The organism is Desulfosarcina sp. (genome assembly GCF_046496365.1).
Lineage (GTDB): Bacteria > Desulfobacterota > Desulfobacteria > Desulfobacterales > Desulfosarcinaceae > Desulfosarcina.
Genome location: NZ_JAWOHB010000121.1, coordinates 1 through 14,078, shown reverse-complemented (window position 1 = coordinate 14,078; position 14,078 = coordinate 1). Strand labels below are relative to the sequence as shown.

Genomic DNA, 14,078 nt, shown 5'->3' with positions numbered 1-14,078 from the left:
CAACTGAAAAAACCTGTCAAGCGCTTAGTGAAAATCATCGCGCTTCGGTTAATGGCTGCGAATATTCTGCCGGCACCATAAAAAAAGGGGCGGCATTACCGTCCCTTGAAAAATTCATTGGTGGGCCGTATTGGAATCGAACCAATAACCTACTGATTAAGAGTCAGGTGCTCTGCCTAGTTGAGCTAACGGCCCTGCTGTGTCAAAACAACAAGGGCGTCTATTAACAGCCAAGGTGGTGGATGTCAATCGGTTTTTGTCCATGACGCCCAAGGAGGCGGTGCTATGCATCCGGCCAACCGTCGTTTTTTTTGCGCCTTATCTGTGCTCGATCCCGTTTCCATTCATTTTTGCGCTTCCCTTGTCCTTTTTGGGGTCGTTCCCGGAAGGCTGGGTTGATGGAGAGGTCCGCTAGATAGCTTCCCGGCGTTTTAGGCGTATCCGCTGATCGCGGGGGAAGCGGCTGGTTAGGCTTTGGTATCTTTTTGGATGGCGGCGGTCCATGGAAACTGCCAAGCGGCAAGCAATCTGACAGGAATAACTGGTTGCCAAATTGCCACATCGTTGCACCCAATTTCCGGGCATGGTCCGAATTCACGGTCAGAATCACGGGGGAGGGATCGATTCGCCGCCCAAGCCGTCGAGCCAGCTCCATTTGGTCGGCCAGAATAATCCGATACCCGGAAGTGACCGCCGGCAGACCTTTTTCCAAAATAGCGGAATAGGCCCGTTGGCGAACCGGGAAATAAACCAGTTTAGGGAATTTAGTTGGTATTTCCGGCAAAAAGAGATCGGATCGGTCCACGGCGCGTATCCGGTTGTCCTGCATTTCAATTACTGGAGCACAGGTGGTATGGATCAATTGATTTATCTGATTCAGTCGCACCTGGCGCCAGCCTGGTTCTTCCGCCAGCGCCTTAATCAGGTCCTTGATTTTCACGTAGCCATCCGGGTCGGGAACCAAACCGAATTCATCCGGCTGTCGGCCAAGGATATAAACAAGCATTTTTGAGAGTTTTTCGACGGATCGGCTGTGTTTCATCGATCGTAATCAAAGCCATTTGGTTGGGTTGGATCAATCCATGGAACAGTGTGATGGATTCCTACGCGACAGGCTACCGGTGCCGGATTCATTCATCTGTCAACCCCGATCTTCCGGCTGACAGGCTTAGCCGGTGTCCTGCTTGACCTGACTGCTTGTGTCTGGTAGTTTCCGCTTCGATCATTCCAAAAGTCAACAGATTTCATTCCGTTCAACCAGAAAGGACGACAACCAATGGAAAAAAAGAGATCCACGGCATTGTATAAGCGGGCACAGCAACTGATACCCGGTGGTGTGAACAGCCCGGTCAGGGCATGTCGGTCCGTGGGAACGGATCCGCTGTTTATTGATCGTGCCGATGGATGTCGGATATTTGACGCCGACGGAAACGGGTATGTCGACTATATCGGGTCGTGGGGCCCGATGATCCTGGGGCACCGGCACCCGTCGGTGGTTGCCGCAATTGCTTCCGCCCTGGATCGGGGAACCAGTTATGGGGCGCCTACCGAATTGGAAATAGAACTGGCGGAACTGATTGTCGAAGCCGTTCCCTCCGTGGACATGGTGAGAATGGTGAATTCGGGAACCGAAGCCACCATGAGCGCCATCCGCCTGGCACGAGGCTATACGGGTCGGGACAAGATCATCAAATTCGACGGCTGTTACCACGGGCATGCGGACTCCCTGCTGGTGGAGGCAGGTTCAGGTGTTGCGACCCTGCAAATTCCCGGCAGTTCGGGGGTTCCGGCTGCATTTATCGAACACACCTTGTCGCTGCCTTACAATGATGTCGATACGGTTCGCAAGGTTATGGCGGAAAAGGGGCGTCAGGTTGCCTGCATCATCGTGGAGCCGGTTGCAGGGAACATGGGATTGGTGCCGCCGCGTGACCGGTTTCTGGAAACCCTTCGTGAAACCACAGAAAAGGAAGGCGCCCTGCTCATCTTCGATGAGGTCATGACCGGGTTCAGAGTTGCCTTTGGCGGGGCACAGGCGCTTTACGGAATTACTCCGGACCTGTCCTGCTTCGGAAAGATTATCGGCGGGGGACTGCCGGTGGGTGCCTATGGTGGCCGGCGTGAAATTATGGTGCATATTGCTCCCATGGGACCCGTCTACCAGGCAGGCACCCTGTCCGGCAACCCTCTGGCCATGGCCGCGGGAATTGCAACACTGAAGCAATTGAAATCGCCCGGATTCTATGAAATCCTGGATGCGCGGGCTGAGAAGTTGCTGACCGGTTTGAAATCGCTGGGCGAAAAGGCCGGTATCCATGTTTCCTGCGCTCGAGTCGGGGCTATGCTGGGTATGTTTTTCACCGATCGACCGGTACACAATTTTATTGACGCCAAAAGATCCAATCTTGAGCAATTCTCCAGGTACTACCAGGGCATGCTGGAAAACGGTATTTATCTGGCGCCATCCCAGTTTGAAGCTTTTTTTCTGTCGGCTGCCCACGATGACGCCGCCATCACCCAGACCTTGTCTGCTGCGCAAAGGGTATTCGCCAGACTTTCTTGATGGCGCTTTTAAACCCAGCTCCCCGGCAGGTGGTCATGTCCTGTAAGGGATCCGGCTTTTACTGGCTGCGTGCCGGATTCCGGTCAAAAGGATAGATTCAAACGGATCCACGGATTCATTAAATCATCGCGCCGGTCTTCCGATCCGAAGGTTGAGGCGCCTTGGATATAATCGAGGATGCATTCGACATCGATGCGCAACGATGATCGGGTTGTCATCGGCAGGCAGACCCCAGGATCTTCATCAAGGTCAAACGAGGCCGGCTTGGTGGCGTTGATCAGTGCGTGGCCATTGCGGATGGTTCTGAACGAAAGGGGGTTGGCGCTGCTGCAGCCGTAGAACAGGATCGTCATCGCTGAAAATATCAAAAAAACTGATTTTTTCATTTTGCTGACCCTCCTTTACTGTCGATGCGGCATGAATTCAATTGGCCATGTGCCTTTTAGTATTGCCGGAAAAGGAAAACAGTCTATTTTTGTGCAGCTTGACTCGGACGTTAATTGAAAAAATAATTCGTTGGATTGACAGCCACGCCATTCAAACGGACTTCGTAGTGGACGTGCGGCCCCGTGCTTCGGCCCGTGTTGCCCACCAAGGCGATCGTCTCGCCCCGTTTTACCTGTTCACCCCTTTTTTTGACTATTTTCTGGGTATGACCATAGCGGGTCACCATTCCGAAACCGTGTTCAATTGTTATCATATTACCCATCAGGCCTTTACTGCCGGCAAAGGTCACGATGCCGTCTGCCGGTGAAATGATCGGCGTACCCGCATGGGTGGCAATGTCAAGGCCGCGGTGGAATTCCCGGCGGCCGGTAAATGGTGACTCACGATACCCGAAATGCGATGATATCCAACCCTTTACCGGGCGAACGGACGGGGTGGCCGCCAGCAGGTTGCGTTTTCCTTCGAGATGGCTGAAGATTGATGCAAATGAATCATGTTGATTGTGAGCGGCATGATCAATCTCATTGATTTCAACATGCATGTCCCTGACAAGATCCTGGTAATCCTTTTCCATCATCATGGCCGGGTCCAGGTCTTCGGGATCAGAACCGCCCACGCCGAACAGGCTTGACCCACTATCACTGGTTTCCAGATTGGCAATGATCCTGATTTTATGTTCAAAATTTTGCAGATTGACCAATTCGGTACTTATCTCATTTATTTTATTTGAAAAAGCGACGATTTGACTCTGCTGCTGAGCAACTTGCTCCGCTTGTGTCCGCAGTTTTGAGCGCAGTGTATGCACAGCCTGGACTTCGCCTTTCAGGCGAATGTAATCGAAAATGCAAAAGCATATTACCAAGGCTGCAGTTAGGCACAACAATACGGTTACCGGAAGGAACATTCTCGGAACAGTTGTCTGTCTGACCGGGCTTCCCGCAGCATCAAAAATCAACAGGGTCAACTTTTTATTCATGGTCACCATCATCCATCAAGCCTGAAAAAGGCCTTGATTTTGAAAGTTTGCAGGGTTGACCGGAAGCAGGGCAATCGTACAATGTCCTTCGAACCGACCTTCCCGTTCGCTGGTGATGTGTCCGATCTGGGTTTCAATCTGTTTCTTAGGGCATTGGGTGTTACTGCTGTAGTAGGTCATGTTCAAAACACTGCCGGCCTTAAGTTTAGGAAGAACGGCAGAATTTGCTTTAACGACAACGAACATGGGGCTGGATTCGCTGCGCCAAATTTTGAATTGGTAAAGCGGGTGCGGTTGGTCAACCGCAAACTCCACGCTGTAAAATGCCCCGGGTTCCATTGACTGCTTAACTTTTGTGACGGTGTCGGTATTCATTTCAATGGCGGTCATGACAATTCCTCCAGGATTCTGTTGGCTGCTCAGGTCAAGTTTTCAACCGATGATTAAGCAATATCAATGCCACTTATTGCTTATGCATCCGGGCCGCGCATCGGGGTATATTGTCTATCGGCAGTCTGGAAATTTTCTTGAACCGCGATAGCGAGCGCATTTTCCGCTGCTTGCGGCGGTGTTAGCGAGCGAACGGGGAATCGATCATCCTTACGGTGAACCCTCCACGCGGTAAGCCGCCGGGAAGGTTCAATGGGGCTTTAGGAGGAAAAGGCGCGCTCAGGCAAGGTCCCGGATGTCATACCGGGTAATCAGTCGCGACAGGTAGGTTCGTTGGATATCCATAACCTTGGCGGCGGTGCTTCGGTTGCCACCCGTATGTTTCAGGTTGATCAGGATGAATTCCTTTTTGAATTCATTGAGGGCCTCGTCGAGGGTGAGTCCGACCTTCAGCCCGGCAAATTTGGGCAAGGAGGTGGCAATAGGCAGATCTTGCGGCAGGATGGTTTTCCCGTCCCCCATAACCACTGCGCGTTCAATGGCGTTGCGCAATTCACGAATGTTGCCGGGCCAGTTGTAATGGGACATCTTTTCCATGGCTGTTTCGGAGATGGTCAAACCCGACAGGCCAGTCTCCTTTTTAAACACATCAAGAAAATGTCCGGCCAGAAAGGGGACATCTTCGAGGCGCTCCCTCAGTGGCGGTATATTCAGTTGGACCACGTTCAGCCGGTAGTACAAATCCTCCCTGAATTTTCCTGCTTCCACCTCTTTTTTCAGATTCTTGTTTGTAGCCGAAAGCACGCGCACATCTACAGTGATGGGTATGTTGCCGCCGACCCGGTAAAAGACCCCTTCCTGGAGAACCCGGAGCAGTTTAGCCTGGATACCGGGGGCCATTTCGCCTATTTCGTCAAGAAAGAGTGTGCCTTCATGGGCAGTTTCGAATTTTCCGAGTTTGCGGCCTGCGGCACCGGTGAAGGCGCCTTTTTCATAGCCGAAAAGTTCCGATTCCAACAGGGTTTCGGGTAAGGCTGCACAGTTGAGCACCACAAGCGGTTTGTCCTTGCGAGGACTCTCACGGTGGATCAACCGCGCTATCAGTTCCTTGCCCGTGCCGCTTTCACCTTGAATCAGTGCCGTGGTTTTGGTGCGGGAGAGTTTCTGGGCATCTTCAAGTACTTTTTGTAAAATGATGCTTTTCCCGATTATTTGGTGTTTTTCGCCCAACTCCTTTTTCAGATCCATATTTTCCTGGCGAACCTGCTCGAGGCTGCGCGCGCTGCCGATGGCCAAAGCAGCCAGGCTGGAAAATTCTTCAAGCACGTTCATGTCGGCCAGGGTAAACTGGGTATTGTCCCTTTTGTTAATGACTTGAACGACCCCGATGGTTTCGTCGTTGATTTTTAAGGGAACGCATGCCATGGAACGGGTTTCAAAATCGACGCTATCGCTGATTTCGCGCATCCAGCGGCTGTCCTGCTGAGCATCGGCGATCAGCAGGGGTTGACCGGTTTTGGCCACATGGCCGGCGATACCCTGTCCCAACTTCACCCTGAACTCTTTGACCCTTTCACCTTTGGAACCGGTGGCCACCTTGAAAAACAGACTACCGGTTTTGGGGTCCAGCAGAAGCAGTGAGGCGGCGGCTGCGCGCACGACGCCAGTGGCGGATTCGATGATCAGCTGGAGGAGTTTGTCCAAATCCTGAACGGAAGAAACCCAGGATGATATGGCTTTTAACTGGTCGATAGGGGCGTAGACATCACAGGTATCTGTTTTCATGTTCCAATAATCTTTGGGGCGGTCAGGCCGGTGATTGGATAATAATGGTAGTCCCCCTGGTAATCGGTACCGAGTGGCTCTCATATTAGCTTATGGAACCGGCATGTGTCAAATCAAATAATGGATATCATTAAAGATTAGACAGGGCCGAGGAAGCCGGGGATGCTATTGCACCCGGGCTTGGCTGCCTGGTGCGCTTGATGAAGTCTTCTTAGCCGGATGGCGTGGCCAATCCGCCCTAAGGATTATCGGCTACATTTATACCAATCATTGGGCCGCCATTGCAATCCGGACGGTCATACCCATGTCTGGTGCGGGAAACATTCGATCGCCAACGGACGGGTTGCCGGTGATCAACAGCTTGTTATTCGATAATCAATCGGCTACATTCACGTACAGCGTGCGTGACATCGCAAGGAACTAAAAATTTTAAAATAGGAAACCGGCTGCATGATTCTGCCCGAAAAAAATCGAATTCCGGAGAAGTTGGAAACCGTTCACCTGATTGCTGTATGCGGAACGGCCATGGGTGCACTGGCCTGCATGCTCAAAGATTTGGGTTACCAGGTCACCGGTTCAGACGACCATATTTATCCGCCCATGAGCCGATTCCTTGAAGAAAAGGGTGTTGGGATCATGACCGGGTTTGACGGGTCCCACCTGTGCCACCGGCCGGATCTGGTTGTGGTTGGCAATGCGGTTTCGAGGGACAATGCGGAAGTGGCCGCCGTCGAAGCGATGTCGTTGTGTTACTGTTCCATGCCCCAGGCGGTCAATCGGTTTTCGGCCGCTGGCAAGCGACAGTTACTGGTGGCAGGAACCCACGGTAAAACGACCACCTCGGCTCTGCTCGCCTGGATCCTCTTCTCAGCTGGCCGGGATCCTTCATTTATCATTGGCGGTATTCTGCCCAATTTCATGAGCAACTATCGAACCGGAGGCGGGGACTGTGTGGTTATCGAAGCGGATGAGTACGATACCGCTTTTTTCGACAAGGGCCCAAAATTCATGCATTACAACCCGGAAGCGGCTGTTTTGACCAGCCTTGAGTTCGATCATGCGGACATTTACCGGGACCTAGACCATGTTCGTGACGCGTTCGGACGGTTTGTTTCCAGAATCAGCCCTGAATCACTTCTGGTCAGTGTTGATGATGATCCCAATGTGAGCGGCCTGGTGGGATTGGCAGCGTGTAAACAACTTTCCTACGGTGTGCAGGCAGATTCGCCATGGCGCCTTGGCGAGGTTTTTGTAGAACCGCCGGTAACTCGGTTTAGGATCATCAAAAATGGTAAAGATTATGGGATATTCCGTACCCGGATAATGGGTGTGCACAATTTGAAAAATACGCTCGCTGCCGTTGCGGTGGCCGATTACCTGGGGGTAGCCGCCGATGAAATCGCCCACGCTCTGGATAATTTCGCCGGCGTGCAGCGGCGCCAGGAGATCCGCGGTGAAAAACGGGGAATACTTGTCATCGACGATTTCGCACACCATCCCACCGCCGTGAAGGAGACGATTAAGGCGGTGAGATGCCATTTTACCAAAAACAGGATCATTGCTGTATTCGAACCACGAACCCATTCGAGCATGCGCAAGGTGTTTCAGCAGGATTACGTGACCGTGTTCGATCCGGCGGATCAAATTTGCATCCGAAAGCCCTCCTTGCTGAAAAAAGTACCCGAAGGGGAGCGATTTTCAAGCCTTCAGCTTGTTGCCGATCTGAATCAAAGAGGGAAGCTCGCGACCCATTTTGATGACACGGATTCCATAATTGCCCATTTGGTCAAATCCGCCAACTCAGGCGATGTGATTCTGATAATGTCCAATGGCGGGTTCGACAATATCCACGAGCGTTTGCTTGGGGCATTATAAAAAATTCCGACTTGTGTGGCAACTGCGTTGCCAGCGGTCTTTCAGGACAGCCGTGTTCTACTAACTCGTCAGTCCATAGTTTAGCGGCATGCTGCTGCTAAACTATGGACTGACGAGTTAAATAAGATTATAAGCGTATTGAAGGATGTTGAGATAGATAATTCACACCAATTACCGATGGGTTTTGTTACATGGGGGTTTCCAAGTTAGATGCAATATGCTGCCACGATTACCGGCACCGGCCGCGCATTTCCCGAAAGCCGGATAACCAATGAAGAAATCGTCCGCCGATTGGAAAAGGACCACATCAGCACCAATGACCGCTGGATCCGTGAGCGCACAGGTATTCGTGAACGTCGGTTTTCCCGTTTGGAAAATCCCGATGAACACAATTCATCTCTGGGTGTTGCGGCGGCCAGAAAGGCGCTTGACATGGCCGGCCGGACATCCGCTGATATCGATCAGATCATCTATGCCACCTGTACGCCGGACACCCTGATCCCCTCCACGGCCTGTTGGCTTCAGCACAAAATCGATGCTCCCCAGGCGTGGGCAATGGACATCAATGCCGCCTGTTCAGGCTTCGTTTATGGGCTGGCCACTGCGGATAAGTTCATCCAGTGCGGTCAGACACGTACAGCCCTCGTGGTTGGCGCAGAGGTGCTCAGTCCGTTCATCAATTGGCGCGACCGGGGGTCATGTGTTCTATTTGGAGACGGCGCAGGTGCTGCCGTCGTGGAGCGAACCGACCCCGGTGCACCGGCACGCATCCTTTCCAGCCATCTGCTGTCTGACGGCAATCTGTGGGAATTGCTCTATATCCCTGCCGGTGGATCGAGCATGGAAGTTACCCCTGGTCGGTTCTCGGAGAATCTGCACAAAATGCGGATGTACGGCAAAGAGATTTTTAAAGTGGCTGTGCGCACGCTGGCTGAATTTGCGACGCGGTCGTTGGAGAGCAATGGTTTTACCATTGATGACATAGACTGGTTTATTCCCCATCAGGCCAATTTTCGGATTATTGAGGCGGTGGCTAAGCGCCTGAATTGTCCCATGGAAAAAGTGGTGGTCAATGTGGACCGCTATGGAAACACGTCAGCAGCCACCATCCCCACGGCATTGGACGAAGCGGTGAGGGATGGCAGAATCCAAAAGGGGCAGCTGGTTCTGCTGGACTCTTTTGGCGCCGGTCTTACTTATGGGGCCATATTGATGCGCTGGTAGTTTCCGGCCATCGGATAGTACGCCGGGCCAGGTTATTGGGTCGCTGCAGTCATCCAAAACGGTTTTTCCCCTCCGAGTTTACCCGAAATGGTGTTTTTGTGCCGGTAGCGTCCTTCAATGCAGCCTTCGCCGGGGATACGAATTTGACAGTAAAGATGCCACTGGAGGATAAAGATGCTCATTGATGGATTCTTTGAAAAAGGCGCACAGTTTTTAGCATGCCCGGTTCCGGTTATGTGCGGTGCCATGACCTGGGTGAGCGATCCCCGCCTGGTGAGCCACATGGGCCGCTGCGGGGGCTTCGGCCTCCTGGCCGGCGGCAATGCGCCCGTTGATGTGTTGCGGGCTGAGATTGAAGAGACGCGGTCTCTTTCGGACAACCCCTTTGGCGTGAACCTGATCACCATTGCACCGGCTTACCAGGCACAACTGGACATGGTGTGTGAGATGCAGTGCCGCGTGGTGGTTTTTGCCGGTTCAATACCCAAGGAGAATGAGATCCAGCGGGCCAAGGAAAGCGGGGCACGCGTGATCTGTTTCGCACCTACTGAACAGCTGGCTTTAAAGCTGGTCAAGATGGGAACCGATGCCCTGATTCTGGAAGGATCCGAAGCTGGCGGACACATCGGGCCGGTATCGCTGACCGTGCTGATCCAGCAGATTCTTTTTAATGTGGACGCGGTTCCCATTTTTGTTGCAGGCGGGATTGCAACCGGCCGGATGATGGCCCACCTGCTGATGATGGGGGCTGCCGGCATCCAGATGGGCACCCGTTTTGTCATGTCCGAGGAGTGTGCGGTACACCCCAATTTCAAAGAAACCTTCAGACGGGCAAAGGCCAGGGATGCGGTCGCTACGCCGCAATTTGACAGCCGTCTTCCCGTGATACCGGTGCGGGCATTGAAAAATTCGGGGACGGATGAATTCGGAAAACTGCAATTGCGCCTGCTTAAAAAGCTTGAAGCCAACGCCATTGACCGCATGGAGGCCCAGTATGAAGTGGAGCGATTCTGGATGGGCGCGTTAAGAAATGCCGTCGTCCACGGTGATATGAAAAAAGGGTCCCTCATGGCCGGACAGAGCGTCGGACTGGCGGATAAAATTCTGCCCCTCCAGGGAATCTTCGATGAGCTGATCAACGATGCCGAAAACGAAATGCAACGGCTGGCGACGCTATTCGCCAACCGTTGCGTCTAAATGCCCCACCTGACCGCACCCATCTGGAGTTGACATCTTGCCTCATATCTGGTTAACCAAAAATTATTGAAAGGTTAACCAAATGGATCCCAAACAGAAGATATTAAATATTCTGGATCAGACCGATCGCGTGGTTTCTGGTGAAATGCTCAGTTCCGAGTTGGGTATCAGCAGGGTCGCCATCTGGAAACATATCAAGGGGCTTGTCCGGTCCGGAATCCCCATTGCCGCTTCCCCCAAAGGGTATCTTCTGACCCGCGATCCGGACAGCCTGTTGTCATTGGAATTCGATTCAAGGCAGGACCGCATCCATTCTTTCCCAGAGATTCCATCCACAATGGATGCAGCCATGCGTCTGGCGCGCAAGGGATGTCCGGATTTCACCGTGGTGGTGGCTGAGCGCCAGACGCACGGCCGGGGGCGCATGCAGCGGACCTGGCTGTCAACCGATGGCGGCCTTTACTTCACGGTCGTTGTCAGGCCGGATATCCCCATGCTGCAGGCCGGCCTGGTGAATCTGGCTGCAGCCATTGATATGGCCGCTCTTTTGCGGACAATGTATCAGGTTGATGCGTGTTTGAAATGGCCCAACGATATTCTGGTGAACCAGCATAAGATCTGTGGTATTTTGTCCCAAATGGAGGCCGAAGGGGAACAGGTGTCCCACATGAACATCGGTGTCGGTCTCAATGTCAACAACTCCCCGGAAAAAGAAGAACCCACCGCCATCTCCCTGAAAACACTCTTATCACGATTCGTGCCGCGCCGGGAGATCCTAGTTGCCTTCCTGGATGTTTTTGAAAAGCGCATTTCAACCTTTGATCCCCATGTCGTGATCGACCAATGGAAGGCAGGCAACGTGACCCTCGGTCAAAAGGTCCGCGTCCTTACCGTCAAGGATATGCTTGAAGGAACAGCGGTGGACGTGGACACCCACGGGGGGCTCGTCCTGCAACTGGACGATGGAACGCGTCAAACCGTGGTTTACGGGGACTGTTTTCACTGGTGACCATCCCAAAGACATTTCAAAAAGGAGATACGCGCATATGGATGCCTCCACCCAGCAATTGAAAAAAATGGTTTATGCGGCCCTCATGGCCGCGTTGACTGCCGCCGGTGCGTATATCGCCATCCCCATCGGCCCGATCCCCATTGTCCTGCAGAACCTGTTTATTATGCTGGCCGGGCTGCTCTTGGGTGGACGATGGGGATTGATCAGCGTAGGGGTTTATCTACTGGCCGGTGTCGTGGGGCTGCCGGTGTTTGCCGGCGGCAGCGGCGGTGTTGGAAAATTGGTGGGGCCCACCGGCGGATATCTGCTCGGGTTTGCCGCGGCAGCCTACCTGATCGGTGTGGTTTCCGAAAGCGGGCGCGGACGCGTAATGTTTGATGTTCTGGCCATGATCGCCGGCACCCTGGTCATTTACGCCTTTGGCGTTGCATGGCTCAAGGTGGTCACCGGCATGAGTTTTTCCAAGGCTTTTTCCGTAGGCATGTTGCCCTTTTTAATCGGTGATGCCATCAAGATCGCCGCCGCCATCCCCATCGCCAGGGCCATCCGGCCCATGATGGATGGCCCATTTGCCGCCGCAAGGACGACGGGATAACACCGTGTCCATCATTCAGACATCCCATCTTTGCCATCGTTTTTCCGACGGAACCCTGGGGCTCGACGACGTCACCCTTACCTTCAGCGAGGGTGAATTCACGGTCATCGCCGGTGCCAACGGATCCGGCAAAACGACATTCCTGCGTCATCTTAACGGTTTGCTTTTTCCCGAATCCGGGACGGTGACCGTTTGCGGCAAATCGGTTGAGAAGGACCCATCGGCCGCCCGACAAATGGTAGGGCTGGTTTTTCAGGATGCCGACAGCCAGATTGTCGGAGAGACCGTGTATGACGACACGGCCTTCGGCCCCGAGAACCTGGCGCTTGACCGGCAGCAAATCAACCAACGGGTTGACCAGGCCCTGGCTGCCGTTGAACTTCGTGGGTTGGAAAACAGACGGCCGCATCATCTTTCCGGTGGTCAAAAGCGTCGGCTGGCTATCGCCGGGGTGCTGGCCATGGCCCCCCGCGTAATGCTGATGGATGAACCCTTTTCAAATCTAGATTTCCCGGCCACCTGCAGGGTAATCAGGCAGATTATCGATCTACATAGAACAGGGAGCACGATCATAGTCACCACCCACGATCTGGAAAAGGTGATCGCCCATGCCCAGCGGCTGGTGGTCATGGCCAACGGCCGCGTCGTAGAAGATGGTGTTCCGGCACAAGTCGTCGGTGGTATCGAACGCTACGGAATCCGACCACCGTGTTCTGTAAAGCTTGGCCGAGGCATTCAGCCATGGGTGAACTGACCGCCATCGGATTCACCCCCGGCGAATCTTTGCTCCATCGGCTGGATCCCAGAACCAAACAAGCCCTGCTCATGGGGCTCAGTTTGGGCAGTCTGTGGGGAAAATTTATTTTTCTGACGATAGGCAGCGCTTTGGTAATTCTTTTTCTCAGTGCCGCTGGTATCCACATTCGCCGGTTGATTTGCGAAATACGCTATTTTCTTTTTTTCCTCTTCTTTGTCTTCATTGCCCGAACGGTCGATTTCACCGGCGGATGGACGCCCGCCTTTACGGGTGAACTGGCCGGTGACGCCCTGATCATGTGCTGGCGATTGCTGCTTGTTGCGCTTATGGGGGTGTTACTGATGGCCACCACGCGGACGGCCGATATCCGTGCTAGTTTAGTCTGGTATTTAAAACCGATACCCGGTGTTGATGGAAAAATGGCGGCGACAATGGTGGGGTTGCTGGTGCGGTTTCTACCGCTGATTCTCTTCCAGGCTGCTGAGATTTCAGACGCCCAGCGCGCCAGGGGCATAGAAAGACGTAAAAATCCTGTGGTCCGGCTCTTGCGGTTTTCGATTCCCTTGTTCCGCCGTGTATTTTTAAGTGCGGACGAACTGGCTTCAGCCATGCAGGCCCGTTGCTACAATGAAAACCGAACGCTGCCTGACCTGTCCTTCGCCCGGCCAGATGGGATGGCGATTGCGAGTGGTGTCCTCCTTGCATTGACTGTGCTTTTGCCATGAGGTGAAAACAGAACCCCCCCCTTATCCTGGTAGCGTCCGAGTTCTGACGAAAAAAGCTTGTTTTTTGGTTATAAAAAAACAATGATATCATCGCTTTTGATGTTGACAAAAAAATGTTGGGCGTGTAAAAACGATTTTTCTCTTCGGGCCGTTAACTCAGTCGGTAGAGTATCTGCCTTTTAAGCAGAGAGTCGTTGGTTCGAGTCCAACACGGCCCACCAGAAGCGAAAAAGCATGCGTCCCCATCGTCTAGCCTGGCCCAGGACACCGGCCTTTCACGCCGGCGACAGGGGTTCGAATCCCCTTGGGGACGCCACTTAATAAATATATTTTATTCCCTATGTTCAGCCGCTTAGACAGCTTGCTCTGTTTGAGTGGCTTTTTTGTTGTTGAGTCACTGAGTGAAAAACTGAGTGAAAATTTAATTAAATTTTTGAACATTGCCCAGCTCAAGTAACTTCATAGCTGCCTCAGTATTCGTGTAATTGCCCTCGACATATATCTCAGTTGTTGCTTGTCTGCGGTGGCGCAG

At 53.0% G+C, this 14,078-nt stretch carries 13 protein-coding genes and 3 tRNA genes; 10 read left to right on the top strand and 6 right to left on the bottom strand.

Going from position 1 to position 14,078, the window contains the following annotated elements; translation table 11 throughout:
* Positions 1–118: 118 nt before the first annotated feature.
* Together R6V78_RS10990 and R6V78_RS10985 are read right to left on the bottom strand one after the other, a co-directional pair.
* Positions 119–195 (bottom strand) — tRNA-Lys (locus R6V78_RS10990).
* An 88-nt stretch (positions 196–283) separates the two neighbouring features.
* The gene (locus tag R6V78_RS10985; RefSeq protein WP_410289407.1) at positions 284–1,042 is read right to left on the bottom strand and encodes an RNA 2'-phosphotransferase; all 759 of its coding nucleotides are present in this window, start codon (positions 1,040–1,042) and stop codon (positions 284–286) included.
* 234 nt (positions 1,043–1,276) lie between these two features.
* Here R6V78_RS10985 and hemL point away from each other — a divergent pair, with 234 nt between their 5' ends.
* On the top strand, positions 1,277–2,563 hold the full coding sequence (gene hemL, locus R6V78_RS10980; RefSeq protein WP_410289406.1) for a glutamate-1-semialdehyde 2,1-aminomutase: 1,287 nt from the start codon (positions 1,277–1,279) through the stop codon (positions 2,561–2,563).
* Positions 2,564–2,646: 83 nt separating this feature from the next.
* Here the strand turns inward: hemL and R6V78_RS10975 are convergent, their stop codons facing one another.
* From R6V78_RS10975 to R6V78_RS10960, 4 genes are all read right to left on the bottom strand, one after another.
* Positions 2,647–2,949 (bottom strand): hypothetical protein, encoded by a 303-nt coding sequence (locus R6V78_RS10975; protein ID WP_410289405.1) that lies wholly within the window; start codon positions 2,947–2,949, stop codon positions 2,647–2,649.
* A gap of 110 nt (positions 2,950–3,059) precedes the next feature.
* Positions 3,060–3,986 (bottom strand): M23 family metallopeptidase, encoded by a 927-nt coding sequence (locus R6V78_RS10970; protein WP_410289404.1) that lies wholly within the window; start codon positions 3,984–3,986, stop codon positions 3,060–3,062.
* Between the two features lie 15 nt (positions 3,987–4,001).
* Positions 4,002–4,376, bottom strand: coding sequence for a hypothetical protein (locus R6V78_RS10965; protein WP_410289403.1), 375 nt, complete (start codon positions 4,374–4,376; stop codon positions 4,002–4,004).
* A gap of 279 nt (positions 4,377–4,655) precedes the next feature.
* Positions 4,656–6,161, bottom strand: coding sequence for a sigma 54-interacting transcriptional regulator (locus tag R6V78_RS10960; RefSeq protein ID WP_410289401.1), 1,506 nt, complete (start codon positions 6,159–6,161; stop codon positions 4,656–4,658).
* A gap of 450 nt (positions 6,162–6,611) precedes the next feature.
* Here R6V78_RS10960 and mpl point away from each other — a divergent pair, with 450 nt between their 5' ends.
* The 9 genes from mpl to R6V78_RS10915 all read left to right on the top strand — a co-directional run bounded on the left by mpl (position 6,612) and on the right by R6V78_RS10915 (position 13,862).
* Positions 6,612–8,036: a UDP-N-acetylmuramate:L-alanyl-gamma-D-glutamyl-meso-diaminopimelate ligase gene (gene mpl, locus R6V78_RS10955; protein WP_410289400.1), complete on the top strand. Its 1,425-nt coding sequence runs from the start codon at positions 6,612–6,614 to the stop codon at positions 8,034–8,036.
* Positions 8,037–8,246: 210 nt separating this feature from the next.
* Positions 8,247–9,260: a beta-ketoacyl-ACP synthase III gene (locus R6V78_RS10950; protein WP_410289399.1), complete on the top strand. Its 1,014-nt coding sequence runs from the start codon at positions 8,247–8,249 to the stop codon at positions 9,258–9,260.
* A gap of 174 nt (positions 9,261–9,434) precedes the next feature.
* Positions 9,435–10,457, top strand: coding sequence for an NAD(P)H-dependent flavin oxidoreductase (locus R6V78_RS10945; RefSeq protein WP_410289398.1), 1,023 nt, complete (start codon positions 9,435–9,437; stop codon positions 10,455–10,457).
* 82 nt (positions 10,458–10,539) lie between these two features.
* On the top strand, positions 10,540–11,466 hold the full coding sequence (locus R6V78_RS10940; RefSeq protein ID WP_410289397.1) for a biotin--[acetyl-CoA-carboxylase] ligase: 927 nt from the start codon (positions 10,540–10,542) through the stop codon (positions 11,464–11,466).
* 37 nt (positions 11,467–11,503) lie between these two features.
* Positions 11,504–12,064, top strand: coding sequence for a biotin transporter BioY (locus R6V78_RS10935; RefSeq protein WP_410289396.1), 561 nt, complete (start codon positions 11,504–11,506; stop codon positions 12,062–12,064).
* A gap of 4 nt (positions 12,065–12,068) precedes the next feature.
* Positions 12,069–12,818 (top strand): energy-coupling factor ABC transporter ATP-binding protein, encoded by a 750-nt coding sequence (locus R6V78_RS10930; protein WP_410289395.1) that lies wholly within the window; start codon positions 12,069–12,071, stop codon positions 12,816–12,818.
* Positions 12,806–13,546 (top strand): energy-coupling factor transporter transmembrane component T family protein, encoded by a 741-nt coding sequence (locus R6V78_RS10925; RefSeq protein WP_410289394.1) that lies wholly within the window; start codon positions 12,806–12,808, stop codon positions 13,544–13,546. The genes R6V78_RS10930 and R6V78_RS10925 overlap by 13 nt, the downstream gene beginning before the upstream one ends.
* Before the next feature lie 145 nt (positions 13,547–13,691).
* Positions 13,692–13,767 (top strand) — tRNA-Lys (locus tag R6V78_RS10920).
* Positions 13,768–13,784: 17 nt separating this feature from the next.
* Positions 13,785–13,862 (top strand) — tRNA-Glu (locus R6V78_RS10915).
* The last annotated feature ends 216 nt before the right edge of the window (positions 13,863–14,078 follow it).